The organism is Oxynema mangrovii CENA135, assembly GCF_016632315.1.
Classification (GTDB): domain Bacteria; phylum Cyanobacteriota; class Cyanobacteriia; order Cyanobacteriales; family Laspinemataceae; genus Oxynema; species Oxynema aestuarii.
The window spans coordinates 394,260-414,719 of record NZ_JAEOXH010000001.1 but is presented as its reverse complement, the minus strand read 5'-3'; the positions used below and the strand labels follow the sequence as shown (position 1 = coordinate 414,719).

The 20,460-nt window shown below is 52.0% G+C and carries 15 protein-coding genes and 1 pseudogene; 13 read left to right on the top strand and 3 right to left on the bottom strand.

The features are described from left to right. Positions 1 to 120 precede the first annotated feature (120 nt). The 7 genes from JJD41_RS01625 to JJD41_RS01595 all read left to right on the top strand — a co-directional run bounded on the left by JJD41_RS01625 (position 121) and on the right by JJD41_RS01595 (position 9,294). Positions 121 to 2,964, top strand: a complete 2,844-nt coding sequence (locus JJD41_RS01625; RefSeq protein WP_200664424.1) for a cation-translocating P-type ATPase — start codon at positions 121 to 123, stop codon at positions 2,962 to 2,964. Between the two features lie 168 nt (positions 2,965 to 3,132). Next, a complete protein-coding gene (recF, locus tag JJD41_RS01620) occupies positions 3,133 to 4,308 on the top strand; it encodes a DNA replication/repair protein RecF (RefSeq protein WP_200664423.1) in 1,176 nt (391 codons plus the stop codon). A gap of 20 nt (positions 4,309 to 4,328) precedes the next feature. Further along, on the top strand, positions 4,329 to 5,369 hold the full coding sequence (locus tag JJD41_RS01615; RefSeq protein ID WP_200664422.1) for an ABC transporter ATP-binding protein: 1,041 nt from the start codon (positions 4,329 to 4,331) through the stop codon (positions 5,367 to 5,369). 58 nt (positions 5,370 to 5,427) lie between these two features. Beyond that, entirely contained in the window at positions 5,428 to 6,219 is a 792-nt protein-coding gene (locus JJD41_RS01610) for an ABC transporter permease (protein WP_200664421.1), read from the top strand. A 392-nt stretch (positions 6,220 to 6,611) separates the two neighbouring features. Continuing rightward, the gene (locus JJD41_RS01605) at positions 6,612 to 7,394 is read left to right on the top strand and encodes an ABC transporter permease (protein WP_200664420.1); all 783 of its coding nucleotides are present in this window, start codon (positions 6,612 to 6,614) and stop codon (positions 7,392 to 7,394) included. Between the two features lie 289 nt (positions 7,395 to 7,683). After that, a complete protein-coding gene (locus JJD41_RS01600; RefSeq protein ID WP_200664419.1) occupies positions 7,684 to 8,550 on the top strand; it encodes an aldo/keto reductase in 867 nt (288 codons plus the stop codon). Between the two features lie 354 nt (positions 8,551 to 8,904). Further along, complete coding sequence (locus JJD41_RS01595) at positions 8,905 to 9,294, top strand: SH3 domain-containing protein (protein WP_200664418.1); 390 nt, start codon at positions 8,905 to 8,907, stop codon at positions 9,292 to 9,294. Positions 9,295 to 9,422: 128 nt separating this feature from the next. Here JJD41_RS01595 and glgP read toward each other — a convergent pair whose 3' ends face one another. Further along, complete coding sequence (gene glgP, locus JJD41_RS01590; RefSeq protein WP_200664417.1) at positions 9,423 to 11,651, bottom strand: alpha-glucan family phosphorylase; 2,229 nt, start codon at positions 11,649 to 11,651, stop codon at positions 9,423 to 9,425. A gap of 603 nt (positions 11,652 to 12,254) precedes the next feature. On the opposite strand from glgP, the gene JJD41_RS01585 reads away from it, so the two are divergent. Further along, positions 12,255 to 13,535 carry a valine--pyruvate transaminase gene (locus JJD41_RS01585; RefSeq protein ID WP_200664416.1) on the top strand — a complete coding sequence of 427 codons (1,281 nt, stop codon included), beginning with the start codon at positions 12,255 to 12,257 and terminating at the stop codon, positions 13,533 to 13,535. 4 nt (positions 13,536 to 13,539) lie between these two features. Then, positions 13,540 to 14,202 (top strand): ribosome maturation factor RimM, encoded by a 663-nt coding sequence (gene rimM / locus JJD41_RS01580; RefSeq protein ID WP_200664415.1) that lies wholly within the window; start codon positions 13,540 to 13,542, stop codon positions 14,200 to 14,202. Here rimM and JJD41_RS01575 read toward each other — a convergent pair. After that, complete coding sequence (locus JJD41_RS01575) at positions 14,199 to 17,321, bottom strand: PAS domain S-box protein (protein WP_200664414.1); 3,123 nt, start codon at positions 17,319 to 17,321, stop codon at positions 14,199 to 14,201. The two genes, rimM and JJD41_RS01575, sit on opposite strands and share 4 nt — an antisense overlap. Positions 17,322 to 17,334: 13 nt before the next feature. On the opposite strand from JJD41_RS01575, the gene JJD41_RS01570 reads away from it, so the two are divergent. After that, positions 17,335 to 17,514: a hypothetical protein gene (locus tag JJD41_RS01570; RefSeq protein WP_200664413.1), complete on the top strand. Its 180-nt coding sequence runs from the start codon at positions 17,335 to 17,337 to the stop codon at positions 17,512 to 17,514. Positions 17,515 to 17,638: 124 nt separating this feature from the next. On the opposite strand, the gene JJD41_RS01565 is transcribed toward JJD41_RS01570, so the two are convergent. Next, entirely contained in the window at positions 17,639 to 18,169 is a 531-nt protein-coding gene (locus tag JJD41_RS01565) for a pentapeptide repeat-containing protein (RefSeq protein ID WP_200664412.1), read from the bottom strand. A 722-nt stretch (positions 18,170 to 18,891) separates the two neighbouring features. On the opposite strand from JJD41_RS01565, the gene JJD41_RS01560 reads away from it, so the two are divergent. From JJD41_RS01560 to JJD41_RS01550, 3 genes and pseudogenes are all read left to right on the top strand, one after another. Further along, positions 18,892 to 19,326 carry a hypothetical protein gene (locus tag JJD41_RS01560; protein ID WP_200664411.1) on the top strand — a complete coding sequence of 145 codons (435 nt, stop codon included), beginning with the start codon at positions 18,892 to 18,894 and terminating at the stop codon, positions 19,324 to 19,326. A 375-nt stretch (positions 19,327 to 19,701) separates the two neighbouring features. Continuing rightward, positions 19,702 to 20,319 (top strand): annotated as a pseudogene (locus JJD41_RS01555) (type IIL restriction-modification enzyme MmeI); the annotation flags it as partial. After that, positions 20,306 to 20,452: a hypothetical protein gene (locus JJD41_RS01550; protein ID WP_200664409.1), complete on the top strand. Its 147-nt coding sequence runs from the start codon at positions 20,306 to 20,308 to the stop codon at positions 20,450 to 20,452. The pseudogene JJD41_RS01555 and the gene JJD41_RS01550, both read left to right, overlap by 14 nt. Positions 20,453 to 20,460: the final 8 nt, after the last annotated feature.

Here is a 20,460-nt window from a genome sequence, read left to right as displayed (position 1 = left end):
CAAAGCTCTATCCCGCGAAAATCATACAATAGGGTCAGTTCGATCGCGCCAACCCTCGGTACGATCCTCCCGTTGAGGGGAGTTGGGCAACCGATCTTTTTCGCAAGCACGAGCATACTCATGTCTGACCAATCTGTGCAGGATTCTAAAATCGCCTGGCATTCATTAGAAATCGAGCAAACCCTGGAGCGACTGCAAAGCGATCCGGAACAGGGTTTGAGTGCTTCAGAAGCCGAACGACGGCTCGAACGCTACGGTTCGAACGAAATCGAGGATACGGGAGGTCGCACGGCGTGGGCGATCTTGCTCGATCAGTTCAAAAACATCATGCTGTTGATGTTGATCGCCGTCGCCTTCGTGTCCGGCGGATTGTCCTTACAAGATGGGGAATTTCCGAAGGACGCGATCGCGATTATGTCGATCGTCATTCTCAATGGCGTGTTGGGCTACTTGCAAGAAAGCAAAGCGGAACAAGCCCTCGCCGCCCTCAAAAATATGGCCTCCCCGCAAGTGCGAGTGGTGCGCGACGGCAAAATTGTCGAAGTTTCTGCAAAAGAATTAGTTCCGGGAGACGTCATCCTGCTCGAAGCGGGGGTGCAAGTCTCGGCAGACGGGCGCTTGATTGAAGAGTCGAACTTGCAAGTCATCGAAGCGGCGTTAACCGGGGAAGCGCAATCAGTGGATAAGGATGCTCCGATCGCCCTGGAGGCGGATACGGGAATCGGCGATCGCGTCAACATGATTTTCCAAGGGACCGAAGTGGTCAAAGGACGGGCGAAGGCGATCGTCACCAGTACCGGAATGCAGACGGAATTGGGCAAAATCGCCGCGATGATCCAGTCCGTGGAAGACGAGGAAACGCCCTTACAGCGCCGCATGACCCAATTGGGCAACGTCTTGGTCACCGGATCGTTAATTTTGGTGGCGATCGTCGTGATTGGCGGGACGTGGGCGAAGGGGGTCGAAAGCTTCCGCAATCTACTCGAAGTGTCCTTGAGTATGGCGGTGGCGGTGGTTCCCGAAGGCTTGCCCGCCGTGATTACGGTGACCTTGGCCCTGGGCACCCAGCGCATGGTCAAGCGCAATGCCTTAATTCGCCGTTTGCCTGCGGTGGAAACCCTCGGCTCGGTGACCACGATCTGCTCGGATAAAACGGGGACGCTAACGCAAAATAAAATGGTGGTTCAGGCGGTCGAAACTCCCAGCCACCGCTTTAAAGTCACGGGAGACGGCTACGAACCGAGCGGAGAATTTAAGCATGACGGTCAAAATCCCGGTGATTCCGATCGCGACAGCCAAGCGACGATTCAGAACTTAGAGAAATATCCGGAACTGCCGCCCCTGTTGCTTGCTTGTGTTTTGTGCAACGATGCTTTTTTACAGTACGAGGACGACCAGTGGGCGATCGTCGGCGATCCGACAGAAGGGGCGCTGCTGTCGTTGGCGGGGAAATTAGAAATTACTAAGGATCGATTTGCCGATCGCCTCGCCCGCGTGGCGGAGTTTCCTTTTTCTTCCGAACGCAAACGGATGAGCGCCATTTGTAAGGTCGGCAGTTGGGACGAGTTGACCGATGGCGGCAGTTTGCCCTTCCCGCGAACCGAGGCGACCCGGGACGATCCGCCGTTTTTAATGTTTACCAAAGGCTCGCCGGAACTGACCCTCGACTGCTGCACTCAAATTCAGGTGGGCGATCGCCTCGAACCGTTGAACGAGGACCACCGCGAGGCGATCGTCCGCCAAAATAACGAAATGGCCTCTCGCGGCTTGCGGGTTCTCGGTTTCGCCTACAAACCCCTCGACGCACGACCCGCCGAAGGTTCGGAAGCCAAACACGAACGGGAGTTAATCTGGATCGGTTTAGTGGGAATGCTCGACGCCCCCCGTCCGGAGGTTCGCAACGCCGTCGAAAAATGCCGCAACGCCGGGATTCGCCCGGTGGTGATTACCGGAGATCACCAGTTGACCGCCCGGGCGATCGCCTTCGATCTCGGCATCGCCCAGGAAGGCGATCGCGTCCTCACCGGACAGGAACTCGAAAAAATGTCCGACGCCGACCTCGACCAAATCGTCGATACCGTCAGCGTTTACGCCCGCGTCTCCCCGGAACACAAACTGCGGATCGTTCAAACCCTGCAAAAACGCGGTAAATTCGTCGCCATGACCGGAGATGGGGTCAACGACGCCCCCGCCCTCAAACAGTCGGATATCGGCATCGCGATGGGGATTACCGGAACCGACGTCAGCAAAGAAGCGAGCGATATGGTCCTGCTCGACGATAACTTCGCGACGATCGTCGCCGCTACGGAAGAAGGGCGTGTCGTGTATACCAACATTCGCCGTTTTATTAAATATATTCTCGGTTCCAACATCGGCGAAGTGCTCACGATCGCCGCCGCCCCGATTCTCGCCCTCCCCGACGTTCCCCTGACGCCGTTGCAAATTCTCTGGATGAACTTGGTCACCGACGGCTTCCCGGCGTTGGCGTTAGCGGTGGAACCCCCCGCCCCGGACGTGATGCAACACCCGCCCTACAGCCCCCGCGAAAGTATTTTCGCCCGAGGACTCGGCGCCTACATGATCCGCATCGGAATCGTGTTCTCCATCATTACGATTACTTTGATGTATTGGTCTTACCATCAGAATTCGGAAACCTGGAAAACGATGGTATTTACGACGCTGTGCGTCTCTCAAATGGGTCACGCGATCGCCGTGCGATCGAAAACGCGCCTCACGGTGGAAGTCAACCCCTTTTCCAATCCTTACGTTCTCGGGGCCGTGGCGATTACGACCTTATTGCAGCTCATGCTCATTTATGTCGAACCCCTGCGTAACTTTTTCGGAACCGACGTTCTCACTCCTACGGAACTGGCGGTCTGTCTCGGGTTCAGTACGTTGTTGTTTATTTGGGTCGAACTCGAAAAAATCTTTTTACGCCTGTTTCCACGGATGAATAAAGACTAAAAACTAAAAACCTTGTTGGAAAGTTAGAGTTTGGATTTTAGAGGGATCTTGGCAATCCGAGTGCAATTCTTCTAATTGCTGAATCTTTCTGAATTCCGATTTCTAACTGGGTTCGAGGCGGGCAAGATGCCCGCCCCACAGACTGTCGAGTTGCCCTCCCCACCTTTTATGTTTCTCCAAAGCCTGCACCTGCGGCAGTTTCGCAATTATCGCGACGCCGAAGTCGAATTTAACGCCCCCAAAACGATTTTGGTCGGGGACAACGCTCAAGGTAAGACCAATGTACTCGAAGCTGTTGCCTTGCTTTCGACGTTGAAAAGTGCCAGAGCCCGGCGCGATCGCGATTTGATTCTCAACGATGAAACGATCGCCCAAATTCATGCCACTCTCAAGCGGTTTGACAATCCCGTCGATTTGGCGATCGCCCTGCGGAGTAACGGTCGCCGAACGGTGACGGTCAATAACGAAACCTGTCGCCGTCAGGTCGATTTTTTGGGCATCCTCAATGTCGTTCAATTCTCCAGTTTGGATTTAGATTTGGTTCGCGGCGGTCCCGACGGGCGTAGAACTTGGTTAGATACTTTATTGATCCAACTCGAACCGATCTATGCGGACTTGCTCGCTAAGTATAGTAAAGTCCTAAAACAGCGCAATGCCTTACTCAAAGAAATGCGAACGCGCGACGGGGGAGAACGCCCCGATCCCGCCCAATTCGATTCCGAGTTAGCCCTCTGGGATGCCCAACTGGCGGCGATCGGCGCCCGAGTCACCTTGCGACGATCGCGGGCGATCGACCGTCTCGCCCCAGTCGCGGAAACCTGGCACGGCGCCATTAGCGGCAGAACCGAAGCGTTACAGATGAGATACGCTCCTAATGTAGAAGCAATGAGCGATCCAGAAGTGAGAGACGATCTCGATCGCGGCAAACAAGCGTTTCTCGATAAAATTCAGGAAAAGGCGATCGCCGAACACTATCAAGGAACCACCTTAGTCGGTCCCCACCGCGACGAAATCGAATTCAACCTCAACGACCTCCCCGTGAGACAATTTGGGTCACAAGGACAGCAACGCACCCTCGTTCTCGCCCTCAAACTCGCCGAACTCAAACTGATTGAAGAAGTCGTCGGCGAACCGCCCGTTTTACTCCTCGACGACGTCCTCGCCGAACTCGATCCCAAACGACAAAATCAACTGCTCGACGCCATTCAAACCCGTTTTCAAACCCTCATTACAGCTACCCATCTCGATGCTTTCGAGCAAGATTGGATTCGTTCCTCGCAAATTCTTCAAGTTAAAGCCGGAGAAATTTGGGCCGAGGCGATCGGGAGTCGCGAATTGTTCTAAAAAAAAGATTAACACGAATCATGCAAGACCCCTCAACTCAGCCTATTATTATTACAGAAAAACTCAGTAAAGTTTATCCCGTTCCCATTAAAGAACCCGGACTGAAAGGTACGATCGATCACTTTTTTCGGCGCAAATATCGCCATATTGAAGCGGTCAAACAGGTTTCGTTCGACATCCAACCTGGCGAATTTGTCGGCTTTCTCGGACCTAATGGCGCCGGAAAAACAACGACACTCAAAATGCTCACCGGACTGATTCATCCCTCCGAAGGACGGGTAGAAGTGGCGGGGTACCTTCCCTATCGTCGCGAATCCCGATTTTTGGAAAAAATTACCCTCGTTATGGGGCAGAAACAACAACTCTTGTGGGATCTTCCCGCCCTCGATTCCCTCCGTATTAATGGGGCCGTTTATGGAATTGGCGATCGTGAATGTCAGCGTCGCATCGACGAACTCACCGAAATGTTATCTTTATCGGGAAAACTCAATCAACCCGTCCGTAAATTATCTCTCGGCGAACGCATGAAAGTCGAGTTAATGGCGGCGTTGTTACACCAACCACAAGTTTTATTTCTCGACGAACCGACCCTCGGTTTAGATGTCAACGCCCAAGTCAGTGTCCGCCAATTTTTGAAGGAATACAACGAACTCACCGGGGCGACTATTTTATTAACCAGTCACTACATGGCGGACATTACAGCCCTGTGCGATCGTGTCATCGTTATTTACTCGGGACAGTTAATTTACAATGGCAGTCTGGAAGGTTTAGTCGAAAACTTTGCCCCTTATAGAGAAGTTCAATTAGAGTTAACTTATCCGATTGAAAACCAAGAAAAGTTCAAAGAAAAACTCGCCATGTATGGAGAGATAGAATCCCTCGAAGGTCAATCGATTCGCTTGCTCGTTTTCCGAGAAAACTTGACCAAAACGGTCAGTAAAATTATCTCGGAATTAGATATTTTAGACCTCACCATCACCGATCCGCCCATCGAAGAAACGATCGCCCGGGTCTTTCAAGCCGGAACTATCGATGGTTCTATTATTAAAACTCCGGAATGAATTCGATCTCAACATTGCTTATTATTACTCCATCGCCTTTTGTAAAATGCTCTTTAAAATGCTATCACGTCTGTTCGGACTGGCAAAAGTTTTTCTGTCTACTTACTACGCAAACAGTCTCGAATATCGAGTTGAAATTGTGTTTTGGGTACTCTCAGGTTCTTTCCCATTAATCATGATGGGAATTTGGAGTGAAGCCTCACAAACAGTCAATTTTAATCTCGATTCACTTGATATTTTTCGCTATTTTCTCTCGGTATTTATCATCCGTCAATTAACAGTAGTTTGGGTCATTTGGACATTTGAAAAAGAAGTGGTTACGGGCAGTCTTTCGCCGAAGCTTTTACAACCGGTAGATCCCGTATGGCATCCGTTAAGCGAACATCTGAGCGAACGACTGGCTCGATTACCCTTTTTAGTAGGACTATTGTTATTATTTTTTGCGATTTATCCCGAAGTCTTTTGGATTCCCTCTCTCAGTCAATTCTTGTTAACGGCGATCGCCGTCGTTTTAGTTTTCTCATTGCGATTTTTAATTCAATATACCTTTGCTTTATTTTCATTTTGGTTGGAACGAGTCGTCGCGATCGAGCAGTTTTGGTATTTAATCTATATCTTTTTATCGGGAATGATTGCCCCTTTAGATGTATTTCCCGAAACCTTACGCCAAATCGTTTTATGGACGCCATTTCCCTATTTACTCTATTTCCCCACCGCCCTTTTAATCGGTTTACCCATAGATATTGGTCGCGGATTCATGGTAACGATCGCGTGGTTGTTGGCGTTCCTAATTTTTAATCGTTGGTTATGGAAACAAGGAGTAAAGCGCTATTCTGGAATGGGAGCTTGAGAATTTCAGATTTTAGATTAAGGAATTTCAGCTTGCTGGAACTGCGAGCGATCGCCCAATTTCAAGGCTCAACCGCTTAACCTATAGCATTTTCCTCTGCTATGTAAAACATTTAGATCCCCCTAAATCCCCCTCTCCAAGTAGGGGTTTGGTTACCAAACCCCTACTTTCCTCGTTCCCCCCTTTATCCCCCCAACCCCCCTTTGAAAGGGGGGTTGGGGGGATAGAGGGATCGGCACTGTACCTCATCAGATCGCCTGAGTGCTGTATCCTTCCCAGACCAACACCGAATCCACCCACCGAAGCAAAGTTTATCTGTTGATTGTTTCAACTAATTTAAGATGGCTCGATTGTCGATCGCCCGTAAACAATAGACATTTTATAGAAAGACAATGAGACGATATTTAAAAGTTTTAAGCTTATTTTGGAAAACGGCGATCGCCGCCGAATTAGAATATCGATTTAACTTTTTAATGGCGACTTTGAGCAGTATTGGTAACCTGATCGGTAGTTGTTTTAGTTTATTTCTATTTTATCGAACCGGATACAGCTTTGCGGGTTGGCGTTGGGAAGAATCCCTCATTGTTTTGGGGATTTTTACCTTATTACAAGGATTTTCTACTATTTTTCTCGTTCCCAATCTCAATCGTATCGTCCGACAAGTCCAAGAGGGAACTCTCGATTTTATTTTACTCAAACCGATAAGTTCTCAGTTTTGGTTGTCGAGTCGCATCGTTTCACTTTGGGGTATCCCAGATTTAATTTTTGGCTGTATTTTAATTGGTTATGGAGGCAGTAAGATCGGAATTGCGCCATCTAATTATCTGCTCGGAATTATTCCTATAATCTTTGGCACGATCGTGCTTTATAGTCTTTGGTTTATGTTGGGTTCTACCAGTATTTGGTTTGTCAAAATCTATAATGTTACGGAAGTTCTGCGAGGATTGCTGGAAGCGGGACGATTTCCGATGGTCGCCTATCCTGTCGCTTATCGAGTCTTTTTTACCTTTATCGTTCCCGTTGCCTTTTTAACGACAGTTCCGGCGGAAACCTTTCTCGGACGGGTGAACTTTCCCTCGATTCTCGCTTCCCTATTTTTGGCGATCGCCCTCTTTTTTATTTCTAATAAATTTTGGCGGTTTGCAACTCGTTTTTACACCAGTGCTTCGAGTTAAAGGGATTTTAGATTGTAAATTTTAGATTTTAGATTGAGATCGAATCCAGGGTGAAATTGCAGGTTCTCAAACATTTATAGAGATCCGATGTAAATCGGATGGTCTGCATCCAATCCACCCACCGAACTCGGAGGTTACCCAGGGTCGAATCGAGTTGAATGTTATCCCTGGACGATGACAGGCAATCTAGAATTGATATATTTCATTCAAAAATCTAACAAATGAAAGATTGAAAATTGGCTAAAAAATGATACCAAATGAAGAGAGCAAAATCTCAAAAAGCATCGATATGGAAACTAAAACATTAGGCAATACAAACATAGAAGTCAGCGCGATCGGATTGGGGGCGATGCCGATGTCGATTAGTGGCAGACCGCCGGAATCTGAGGCGATCGCCGTCATTCATCGCGCCTTAGATCTGGGGGTGACCCTCATCGATACGGCAGATTCCTATTGCCAGGACGAATCGGACAAGCATCACAGCGAGCAGTTAATTGCGAAAGCTCTGCAATCTTACTCCGGGGATAAAAGTCGTATTTTTGTAGCAACAAAAGGGGGGCTGATGCGTCCCGGGGGAACCTGGAAGCTCAACGGCGACCCCAAGCACATACGAGGGGCGATCGCCCGGAGTTTTGAAGCCCTCGGCGGCGAAAAGCCGATCGATTTGTGGCAATACCACGCGCCGGATCCGGCCTATGCGATCGCCGAGTCCCTGGCCCCGGCGAAGGAAGCGGTGGCAGCAGGAAAAATTCGCTATATCGGCGTTTCCAATTTCTCGGTCAAACAAATCGAGGAAGCGCGCCGAGTCGTCGAGATCGTTTCCGTGCAGAATCAATACAATCCCTGGCACCGCAACCCGGAAACCGAGGGGGTATTGGACTATTGCGAACGCGAGGGACTCACTTTTTTCCCCTGGAGTCCCCTCGGCGGGTCCCGTCGCGTCGGCAATGTGCAAGATATCCGGGCGATCGCCCAACTGGCCACGGAGAAAGGAGTTTCTGTATATTGTATCGTTTTAGCCTGGTTACGGGCTAAATCACCTTGTATTATTCCCATTCCCGGCGCGAGCAAGGTATCTAGTATCGAGGATTCGGTGCGGGCGATCGAGGTGCAGTTAAGTCCCGAAGAAGTGCGACAAATTGACGACGGGATTTAATTATATCTGAGTTCATCTCTCGATGCAAGCGATCGAGGGATGAAAGCTCACCATAATGCCGTCGGCGTTGCGCAAATTGGGTATAAATTGAACGAGGGATAACAGGAAAAATCAACATCAAAAGGCGAAAAGTTTTTCGTCCCTACTGAGATTCATCTCTTAATTTAGCAAAGCCAGATCGACCGTAAACCGTGCAAATTCAACCCGTTTTACTCTACACAAGACAATATTAAAGATTTATTGAAATCAGTGACGATCGCCCTTTTGGGCGGCTATAGTCGGTGCATCGCGATCGCCACATTCGAGGTGCATCAACGCGCGATCGCCAATCTTTAAACTCAACTCAATAAAACGATGAAGGTCAGACCTTTAATTCTCGGCGCGATCGCCCCAGTAGCGGCGATCGCCATACACTCCGCAGCCGCACTCGCACAAGGTGCCGGAATCGGCTATCAAATTTCCGATACCTCCTACTGTTCCACCGAACTCTATACCGAAGATTACAACGGGCGCGTCAACGTCCGCGAAGGCCCGGGTCTCGGTTACGAAGCCCGCCATTACGGCGTTGACGGCGATTACGTCGATATCCTGCGCGCCAATCGGGGCGGCGATCCGAATACCTGGGCCGCCGCCGAAGACCGCTCGGGCTATATTTGGTATCAAGTCGGCTTTCCTGCCAGTCGCGCTTACGGCTGGGTACGGGAAGATTTTCTCGTGTTACCGCCGACGGAATGTCGCAACTGAAGAACGCCGATTGAAAACATCAACGAAAAGGGGGGCGTTGGCTGAGAACACCCCCCATTCTTGTTTTACAGTTAGTTAAATTCAATCGAATTCAATCGAATTCAATTAACTTGAGGCGATCGCAACCCCTAAGCCAACACGCTCGATCGCAGTTGGGTCAAATCGATCGCCGTTCCCGGCGCGTACACCTTCGCCACGTAATCCCCAATCATGCGATCCGTATTGAACGCCTGACCGTTAGTCTCGATCGATTTTTTCATCATCCGAATCCAACCGTGGGGAATCCCGTTGGCGTCGCGATCGTAATACAACGGCACGATCTCCTCTTCGAGCAACTTGTACAGCGACTCCGCATCGATTTTATCCTGCAAGTCCTGATCGCTCGTGTGGGCATCTTCACCGATCGCCCAACCGTTGAGACCCTTACCGTCGGGGCCTTCTTGATAGCCCTCGCACCACCAGCCATCGAGAATGCTGCAATTCAAGCCGCCATTAAAACAGACCTTCTGACCGCTCGTTCCCGACGCTTCCAGAGGACGGCGCGGCGTATTCAACCACACATCCACCCCTTGAATCAACTTGCGAGCCGTGTACATATCGTAATCCGGGACGATGACTACTCGCGATTGCAAGTGCGGGTGCTGGCGCGACCATTCAAACAAGCGTTGCAAAATCCGCTTGCCTTGTTCGTCCGCCGGGTGAGCTTTTCCGGCGAACAGCAGTTGCACCGGACGATCCATATTCGTCAAAATCCGCAGGGCTCGTTCCGTATCGTGCATTAACAGATAACCGCGCTTGTACGTACTGAAGCGGCGCGCAAACCCGATGGTCAACACATTCGGATCGAGCAACTGATTCGCATTTTCGATCCAGTAATGGTCTTCACCCGCTTCCTCGCGAGCCTGGCGAATCTTATTGCGAGTGTAGGCAATCAAGCGCTCTTTGAGCAATTGGTGACGCCACCACAACTCCTCGTCAGGAATCTCGTGAACCTTCGCCCAGACTTGAGGGTCCGCCATGCGACTCGACCAGTCCTCGCCGAAATATTGGGCGTACAAGTCGCTCATAATCGGCGCGGTCCAGGTACGCGCGTGGACGCCGTTGGTAATGTGACCGATGGGCACCTTATCCACCGGGGAATCGGGATAGAGAATGTTCCACATTTTGCGCGAAACTTCCCCGTGCAGTTTGGAAACCCCGTTCGCCGTCCGACACAAGCGCAAGGCGATCACGGTCATGCCGAACGGTTCCCACGGGTCGCCGAGACGGCGGGCGCCCAAGGCCATAAACTGTTCTTGGTCGAGACCGAGTTCGGGCCAGTAGTGGGAGAAATACGACTCCATCAAATCCCCGGAGAACGCATCGTGTCCGGCGGGAACGGGGGTGTGAGTCGTGAAGACGCAACGCTCGCGCACCGAGGCTTCGACATCGTAGAAGGATTTACCCGTGGCGATCATTTCTTGGCGGGCGACTTCCAAGGTGGAGAAGGCGGCATGACCTTCGTTGAGGTGGTGGATGGAAGGGGTAATACCGAGGGCTTTGAGGGCGCGGACCCCACCGATCCCGAGGACGACTTCTTGGGCGATTCGGGTGTCTTGGTTGCCGCCGTAGAGGTGTCCGGTCAACCAGCGATCGATCGGGTCGTTATCATCGCGGTCCGTATCGAGGAGGTAGAGGTTGACGCGCCCGACTTGGGCCCGCCAAATTTGCAGGTTGACTCGACGTTGGCGCAGTTCGATCTCGACGAGAATCGGTTCGTCGTTGTCGTCGGTCATCAACTGCAAGGGCATGTCCTCGAAGATGTGATCGATGTAATAGTCTTCTTGCCACCCGTTGACGCTCAGGCGCTGGCGGAAGTAGCCCTGACGGTACATCAAGCCGACGCCGACCATGGGTACGCCCAAATCGGAGGCGGATTTGAGGTGATCCCCGGCGAGGATGCCTAAGCCGCCGGAGTAGATCGGTAAGGATTCGTGGATGCCGAATTCGGCGCAAAAGTAGGCCACGGGGCGATCGCGCGAAATTTGTGGGGCGACGCGACTGGCCCAGGTTTGCGGCTCGTTCATGTAGCGATCGAACTGTTGGGCGACTTTGTCCACCCGTTTGATGTAGCTCGGATCGCTGGCCAATTGGCTCAAACGGTTGGGATCGGCATATTTGAGAATCGCAACGGGATTGTGTTCCAAGCGATCCCAGGCTTCGGGATCGATATTGCGAAAGATGGAGATGCGATCGCCCGTCCAACACCACCAGTAGTTATAGGCAATATTGGCGAGGGGTTTGAGGGTGTAGGGTAATTTCTCGCGCAGTTGCTCCACAGCCGTGCTGGCAGATTGGCTCACGATAGAATTCTGCATAAGTTCACTCTCTTACGGTTTGCTCGTTCTCGATCTCGACAGATCGAGAATCTTTGGACTTCGGTAACCGATCGGTTCCGCAATGGTAACGGCATTTGGAAAAAGCTCTCCATCTGCGACTCGTTTTAGATGGAGGGGATGTTTGTTGAGGGGAAGGTCTCTCTAGGTTCTTGAGGTTTTACACCGGGACTTGCGATTCTTGACTCGTTGCTGTCAGTCAATTCTTACACAGATTAAGCCCTAAATTTTAACCAAAAATTTTATCTTTTTTTAACTTTTATAAAATCCCGTTTATCTTGTACGGAGTTGTTGACTTATTGGGGGGTTTTCTGAGTTGTGAAATAGTAGGCGATCGCGTCTGGAAATTTTAACGAGGTAGGGATCGGCACGGGAGCGATCGAAAGTCATCCATTTCAATAAAAATTAATCCAAAAAATCAGTTCAAATCAACGAAAACCACACCGATGAGTTCCGGGCGCTCGGCGAGGGTCGGCGAACACCCGCAGTACGGGTCTGGGGCGAAGCGATCGCGAGGGTCGAAAATCGGCTAGAATCGTTAAATTATTAAAATAAAACAAGTCCTTTTCCCCGATCGCAAAACCTATGAACCCTGCCCTGACCCAATTCGGCGAACAGATGTCTCACCTGACTGGCGTGCGAGCCATTATGAAAGACATTATCGAAACCCTACGAGCCGGAGAAGGGCGAGAGTTCATTAACTTGAGTGCGGGCAATCCGGTGATTTTGCCGGAAGTCGAACAACTGTGGCGCGATTGTACTGCCGAACTGCTCGCCAGTCCCGAATACGGCGAGGTCGTCTGTCGCTACGGTTCCTCCCAAGGCTACCAACCGTTAATCGAAGCGGTCAAACAAGATTTTAACCGACGCTACGGGTTGAATTTGAGCGATCGCAACATCTTAATCACCCCCGGCAGTCAATCCCTCTACTTCTACGCCGCCAACGCCTTCGCCGGACGCACCACCGACGGCGAACTCAAGCGGATGGTGATGCCCTTGAGTCCCGACTATACCGGATACGGGGGCATCAGTCTGGTTCCCGAAGCCCTCGTCGCTTACAAACCGACCCTCGAAATCGACGAAGCCAGACATCGCTTTAAATACCGTCCGGACTTCAACCAACTGGCGATCGACGAAAACACGGGCTGCGTGATTTTCTCCCGTCCGTGCAACCCGACGGGGAACGTGCTGACCGACGAAGAACTGAAAAAAATCGCCGATCTCGGCGCCCCTTACGACGTTCCCGTGATTGTCGATTCCGCTTACGCACCGCCGTTCCCGGCGTTGAACTTTACCGAGATGACTCCGGCGTTTGGGGGCAATATCATTCACGGAATGAGCTTGTCGAAAGCCGGGTTACCCGGAGAACGGATCGGGATCGCGATCGCCGACGAAGGAGCCATCCAAATTTTAGAATCCTTCCAGACGAATTTGTGTATTCACTCCCCCCGCTACGGACAGGCGATCGCGGCGCGGGCGATCGCCTCGGGATCCTTGGGCGAAATTGCCGAAACGGTCATTCGTCCTCACTATCAAGAAAAATTTGTGATTCTCGAAAGTACCCTCGATGCCTCGATGCCCAAAGACCTCCCCTGGTTCCTCCATCGCGGCGAAGGGGCGATCTTCGCCTGGTTGTGGTTAAAAGACCTGCCGATGAGCGATTGGGAATTCTATCAAAAACTCAAAGAAGTCGGCGTAATCGTCGTTCCCGGTAGCACCTTCTTCCCCGGATTGCGCGAGGAGTGGGCTCACAAACACCAGTGCATCCGCATCAGCTTGACCGCTAGCGCCGACGAACTGCGGACCGGGATGCAGCGCCTGGCGAAAATGACCGAAAGTGTTTACGCTCGTGCGGCGGTGAGCTAACAAGATGAATCGAGAGCGTCGTCAACGGTCCTCTCCAGAAGCGATCGCCCCGGAGTTGGACGAATGGATCGAAATTGGTAAAGTGGTCGCCGCGCAAGGATTGAAGGGGGAAATGCGGGTTTATCCGTCTACGGATTTTCCCGAACGGTTCGAGCAACCGGGACGGCGCTGGTTGCGCTATCCGGGACAGACCCGACCGGAACCCGTCGAGTTAATTTCGGGGTATTTTGTCCCGAATAAGGGGCTGTACGTGGTGCAGTTGGCGCAGGTGAGCGATCGCGACGGCGCCGAAGCCCTGCGCGGCTGCATTTTTGTCGTTCCCCAAAGCGATCGCCCGGTTTTGGAAGCGGACGAATTTCACGTGCGCGACCTGATCGGGTTGGAAGTGTTCGACGGGCGCACGGGCACGGCGGTGGGAACCGTGGTGGATTTGATCCCGACGGGGCATGATTTGCTCGTGGTTCTTCCTCACGGCGGGTTCGAGGCGGAAGGGACGGCGGGGCCGATTTATATTCCCTTCGTGCGCGAGATCGTCCCGGTGGTGGACTTGGAGGCGGGGCGCTTGGAAATCGAGCCGCCGGAGGGGTTGTTGGAGGTCAACGCGCGATCGCCCCAGTCGTCGAAATCGCGCAAGTCGGGGAAATCGCGCAAGTCGGACAAGGGCTAAGAATTGGCGGCGAGGGATTGCAGGGAGACGGTTTTTAAAATGGCGCGATCGCGTCCCTGGGATTTGGCCTCGTATAAGGCGCCGTCGGCCACCGCCAAGGCGCGATCGCTGCGGGAATTGAGCCTCGGTTGGCAGACGACCACCCCCAAACTCAGAGATACCCAGTTCATGGGCGACTGTTCGTGTGCGATTTCCAGACCTCTCACACTCGTGCGAATATTGCTGGCGACGGTCATCGCTCCCTCACAAGAGGTATTGGGAAGGACGATCGCGAACTCTTCGCCGCCGTAGCGGGCGACTAAATCTCCGGGACGCTTGACGGCGCGATCGAGGGTTTGGGCGACTTGTTGCAAGCAGCGATCGCCCGCTTGATGGCCGTAAGTATCGTTGTAGCGTTTAAAATAATCGATATCCGCCAAAATCAGGGCGATCGTCCCCCGATCGCGGATCGTGCGCCGCCATTCGCGGTCTAAATACTCGTTAAAAGTACGGCGATTGGCAACTTGCGTCAGACCGTCGAGACTGGCGAGGCGATGTAACTCTTCGTTGGCGACTTCTAATTCTTTAAATAAGATCGATTGCTGGATGGCGATCGCCAGTTGGGTAGAAAGCTGCTCGAAGACCTCGATCTCGAAGGGTTGCCAGTCGCGCGGTCCGCGACAGTGGTGAGCGACGAGCAGACCCCACAAGCCGTCTTGACTTTCGGCGATCGGATTGGGTTCGCCGTGTTGAGTGGTGCGATGGGGAAGTTTGGACTCGACCAGAAGCGGGGCGATCATTTTCGCTTTGACCCCGAAGGGTTTGAGCATCTGGATCAAGCATTCGGGGACGTGCTGCCGTTCCATATCGGCGATCGCCCGGACCGTTCCCCGACGGTAGCGCGCGTAACAAGAGGTGGGAAAGATTTCCTCGTCGAAATCCTGACCGAGAATCGAAACTTGATTCGGCGCCACCGCTTCAGTCATCACTTTGCCCCGGCGATCGCTCATAATTCGATAAATGACGACGCGATCGCACTCCAACAACTGGCGCACCTCACTCACCGCCGTTTCTAAAATTTCCTCTAACTTCAACGACTGGCGGATCCGCGCTTGGGTGGCGCTGACCAAGCGTTCGCGCTGGCTTTGATAGCGCAGGGCTTGTTCGGCGCGCACTCGTTCGGTAATGTCTTGGACTAACGAGGCGATCGCGATCGTTTCGCCGTCGCGACCGATTAACGGCGTATTGTACCACTCGCAAATAATCCGCCTGCCGTCTTTCGTTTCATTTTCGCTGATGCAACAGGCGCCCCCTTTCTGTTCGAGGCGTTCGCGCCACAGTTCCCGGGCCGAATCGATTTGAGACACGGGAAGCAAAACTTCGATCGAACGTCCGATAATTTCGTCTTTGTGATAGCCAAAAATCGCTTCCGCCGCCGGATTCCATTCGAGAATTCGACCTTGCAAGTTGCATTCGACCACGCCGAGGGGTGTTTGTTGTAAGTGCAACGACAGCTTTTGTTGGGAGTTGCGTAAGGCGGCTTCCACTTGTCGGCGTTGGGTCAAGTCCGTGGCGATCGCGATCGAGCCGATCGTCTGACCCGTCTCGTCTTCGATAGGATTGACCCGCAGTAGGACTTTCAGGCGCCGACCGTCGCGCGATCGTTGGCTGACGCGACCACTCCAGGGGAGTCCCTCGGCGATCGCCCCTAACACGGTCTCGGCGACGGCGCGATCCTCGAACAAGATCGGCAATCCCCCTTCCTTGTTGAATTCCGCTACCGTTGGATAGCCGAATAACTGACCGAAGGCGCGATTTTGATAAATTTGACTGCCCTCGGAATTGGCAATCGAGATCGCATCCGTGGTACTTTCTACCGCTTGGGTCACGCGCACCAAGGCTTCTAGCGCCTGTTTGCGATCGGTGATATCGCGCAAGATCGCCAGCACTTCGTTTTCGGCGTAAGGGACGATCCGACCTTCTCGGTGGCGCCAGCGACCGTCAATTTGGAGCTGATATTCCCAGGTTTGGATATTCCCGGAGGCGATCGCCCGTTCGATGTGACCCATCGCCTCGCGAGCGACGGCTGGGGGCCAGGCTTGGGTTAAATGCTGTCCGACTTGGACGTCGGACAGGGTAGGCATGGCGTGTTCGGGGGCGTCTTTGTACTCTAAAATCGTGCCGTCCCCGCGAATTCGCAAAATCAGATCGGGAATCGCTTCGACCAAGGCGCGATGTTTGGCTTCGCTGTTGTCGAGCCGATCTTGGACTTGCTGGCGGTAGGCGAAGCTGTCGTGCAGGGAATCGGTGATATCGACGCAAGACCCGACATAGGCGATCGCCTCCCGGCTACGATCTGGGCGATTTTGGGGAATGCCGATGTCCAAGATCCAGCGATATTGCCCGTCGTGGCGGCGCAAGCGGTACTGCAGCTCGAAAATTTTTCCGCTTTTTAAGCCCTGGCAGTAGTTTTCCCAACAGGCGGCGCGATCGTCTTCATGGACGTTTTCTAACCAGCCGCGCCCCCGTTCTCGTTCGAGGGGGCGTCCGGTAAAGGCGAGCCAAGCGCGGTTGAAGAAGGGGCGATCGCCCGTCGGGTCGGCGCCCCAGAACAGCGACGGCAGGCGATCGGCAAAATCGCACAACGTCTGCGAGTCCCCGGCTTTGGCGATCGCGGGTGGATTCGAGCCGTTGGCTCCCGCCACGATCGCCACTCCCATCGCCCCCCCATTGGGAGCGGCTAACGGGATGGCTCGCACTTGGATTTGTGCGGTCGTTCCGTCGGAGCGGGTCAGGGTTAGGGGGCGATCGACCCGGGTTTGCGTGGCTTTGGCGGTAGTTTCGAGTTCGGCGAACAGCGACAAGTAGGGTCGGCAGCTTTCCCGTTCGCGCATCAATTGGCTGTCGGTTTTACCGCGATAGTCCAATCCTTTTAGCTCGAACAGTTCGAGCGCCCGATCGTTGGCGAACAACCAGCGATTGGCCACATCTTTGACGATCGCCCCTTCGGCGATCGTCTCGACAATTGCCCCTAACCCCATCTGTAAATTCGATGTCATCTCTGTCCACAAGTGATAACGGACGTGGGGTTGAGCCTGCTCTGGGCTGGCCGCGCTACGGAATTGTACTTCTAATTGCATCGCTAACTTTGGCTTGGAAAAAAAAATTATTGCCACTGCGATCGCCGAGTCCCCCGCGATCGCCGTCCACCCTCGGGAAGATAGTTTCCCCTCAAGAGAAACGATTTACAATTTGCAATATTCTTTACCTTTCCCGCCCCCAGTTATTGTCCCCTGTCTTCCGAGATTGCTGGCAGGTTCCCCCCAATGTTAATGAATGTAACAAATTTTCACCTTTCGTTTCCTCCTCCCTCCGGTTCGGGGATAGTCTCGCGGCAACCTCAACCCCTCGCCATTCGGGGCGATCGAGACCTGCCCGTTTGCGGAGCGATCGCCGCTCAAGTGTCGGCAGCTTCACAGCGAACTCGCGCCGTTTTCGGCGATCGCTCGATGCGGTCGAGATCTTGGCTGCCATCGTAGATCGTCGCCGCATCCCAGAGTTTGGCGCCGTCTAACTTCGCCCCACTTAAATTGGCTCCGGTTAAATCGGCCCCACTGAGATCGGCATAACGTAGATCTGCCCCCGCTAAATTGGCTCCTACCAAATCCGCATCTACGAAATTGGCAAAAGCAAAATTACTATTGCTTAAATTGGCACCGTTCAAACGAGCGCAGGTAAAATAAGCCCCTTCAAAATTACTCTCGCTCAGATCGGCTCCCCTTAAATTGCTTTGTCTCAAACGGGCGTTTTTGCGGATGGTTTTACTTAAATTCGTCTGCGCCAAATTGCATCCTTGGCAGTTACGGACTTCCCCGCGCAAAAAGCGTTCGGCCAAGTCCTCAGTTTGAGACCGTGCGGGGGCAGAGGTACCGAGGGCGATGACAACTACGGCTAGGGCGATCGGTATGGGGTTGGTCGCTTTACTCATGGTTATTATTAGTTTTTTAAATGCTCCAAATCCACAAAAGAATCGCTTCCAAGTTTTGATTTTAATCTTAAAACTTTATTAAGTCTATTGTCTATTGTTCGGCGATCGCTCCGTCTGCAATCCCCGGCGATCTTCCAATTCTCTGACAAATCGTTACAACCGTTGGGTTGCCCCAACTAAAGAGTAACCATCATTCGCCTCCTGAGAAACTCCACCACCCTCGACCCGCTCAATTTAGCTACTTTTACTGAGATAAGAAATGTAACGATGGATTTAGCCAGTATTTTTACGTAAACAAGAACAATTCATCCCCTTTTTAACACGGATTAAATTGGGTCTATCCTTCCTCAACATTCTAACTTATCGAGAGTTTTGCGATCCATGTTTTGAAAGTTTCGTGCGATCGGTTCAAAAGTTGGGGGCGATCGCAAAATTTTTAAAAAATCCATAAACCTCCAATTTTCCAAGGTTTCTGCCGAGCATTTCCGAGTGAGGATCGTCGAATAAAAGTTAAAAGCAAATTTATTTTAAGCATTAAACGTCAGCAAATTTTAACAACAACAGCTCGGCTTCAAGAGAATTACTGTGGAGAAATAACAATAAAAAATTACAAAATGTAAACCCCAAAAGTGACTTACAATACAAAGTTAAAAGGCCCTTGACACCCCCGATCTAAATTAGTTATGAAAGATCCGAGATACACCAACCATAAGGAAAATTCCATGATCTCGAAATCTTTCGTCAAAGGGTTCAATCTACCCGCTTTAGTCGGTGCCACCGTCGGCTTATTGATGCCCGTCTTGCCTGCTGTCGCCCTTTCTCCCACCTCGAATGTTGCAGAAACTTCTAATTCTGCTGCGACCGAAGAACTATTAATCGCTCAAGGTGGATGTCCTCGTGCTACCACTATAGAAGCCTTCACCACCGATACCTATTACGCCTATATTTGTGAAGATGGGAACGGCGATTATTTTTACTATGGCGTCAACCGTTCCACTGGCGAATCGGTCAACGTATATGGCGTTACCTTTACCGATCGTGGCTATTATATGGCGACCACCTACGACGACTATGGCAACGAGTACACCTACATGGTCGGAGCATCTTTAGAGGTGTACGAAAACGGCGAACAAATCTGGTACGAATCCACCTACTAAATTGGAACATTTCATCCGTAACGTTCCGATTTCATCGATCGCCTCAAATACAATCATCCCCTCGACGATGATTTGACGCGGTCGTTTTGGGTGCATCTCTACTTCTTTCCCTCTCGCTTCTTTTCCTCTGGCAAGATCTCCCCTCGATAGCGAACAGGCGATCGCACCTACCGGATCTTGCAGATTCTCAAAATTTCAACTCATAACCCACACTCCCGCCAGGCCCAGTTGAGACCTCCGATTGCAGCATTCCCGCGAAATCGAAGTATACTAAAAAGTACCTTCACTGCGAGTCCGAGCATGAACGAGGTCAATCAACACCAAGTCGAGAAATTTCTCACCCAATGGCAGCGGTAGAGTGGTGACGAAAGCGCCAACAAAGACTCGTTCTTTCGCGACTTGTGCGAAACCCTCCGCGTCCAACCACCACCGCCGAAAAATAGCATTCCCGGGGATCGTTACTGCTTTGAGAAAGACGTTAAAATCCCCCATCCCAGTGGAAAAGTCACCACCTGTTTCGCCGACTTTTATAAAGCCGACCACTTTCTCATCGAAGCCAAACAAGGCGGAACCCAAAGCAATAAAGGCACCGCCAAACGCGGCACCAAACGGTATAAAAAAGAAATGAAAAAGGCATTTGTCCAAGCCTCCTCTTACACCCGCGACCTCGATCGCCAACCGCCCTTTTTGTTCACTTGTGACATTGGCTTGCACTTCGACCTTTGGTTCGGCTTTAGCGGCGACTACGGCGGCTACGGCGCCCGACGAACGATCCCCCTCAACCAATTGCGCGACCCCGAGATTTTCGATCTGTTCGTCGATATCTTCACCGATCCGCAAAAACGCAACCCCGAAAAAATCAGCGCCCGCGTCACCCGCGAAGTCGCCGCCGATTTAGCCAAACTCGCCAAATCTCTCGAAGAACAAGCCCAAGAACCCCACCAAGTCGCCGGATTTTTAATGCGATCTCGAACAAGTGGTGGCTCAATTTAAAAATGCCGGACGTAAGAAGAAAGTGATTTTACAACATCTAGAAAGTCTGGAATTTCTGGGAATTCTCATCAGTCGTCGAGACGAGAATATCACCTACTGGCATAATGCCGAATTAGGAGAGATCGCCAGTTAATCAACCTC